This window comes from Streptococcus suis, assembly GCF_002960625.1.
Classification (GTDB): domain Bacteria; phylum Bacillota; class Bacilli; order Lactobacillales; family Streptococcaceae; genus Streptococcus; species Streptococcus suis_T.
Genome location: NZ_POJH01000007.1, coordinates 1 through 533 on the forward strand (window position 1 = coordinate 1; position 533 = coordinate 533).

Here is a 533-nt window from a genome sequence, read left to right on the forward strand (position 1 = left end):
ATCACAACTGAAGACGGTACAACTTATGAGCTTGTTCCAGTCCTTACAAAAGGTTCTGAAACTGGTACAGTTGTAGAAGGTGAAACAGTTGTTACTTACGTTTACCGTAAGGTTGTTACTCCAACTCCAGATGTGAAGACAGGTTCTGTTGTTATCCGTTATGTTGAAGCTGGTAACGAATCAAACGTTCTGAAAGACCCAGTTCTTGATGAGAACGCTGTTGCAACAGGTACTAAGTACGATACGACTGACGAAGGCGACAAGCCAACTGAAATCGTTAAAGACGGTGTACGTTATGTATTGGTTCCATCTAAGACAACTGCTGTAGATCCAAATGGTAATGTCGTAACTGAAACAGGTGAAGTAGCTGAAGGTACTACTGTTGTAACGTACAAGTACCAGAAAGTTGCCAACTGGATTCCACAAATTCCTGCAACACCAGAGAATCCAACTCCAGTTAACCCAGTAATCCCTTATCCATTCGATCCAACCAACCCAGATAAGCCAATCGATCCAACGACACCTTACCCAGA

General features: G+C 42.8%; 1 pseudogene. It reads left to right on the top strand.

The annotated features are described in order from the left end of the window. A pseudogene (locus C1G49_RS11030) lies at positions 1-533 on the top strand (MucBP domain-containing protein); the annotation flags it as partial.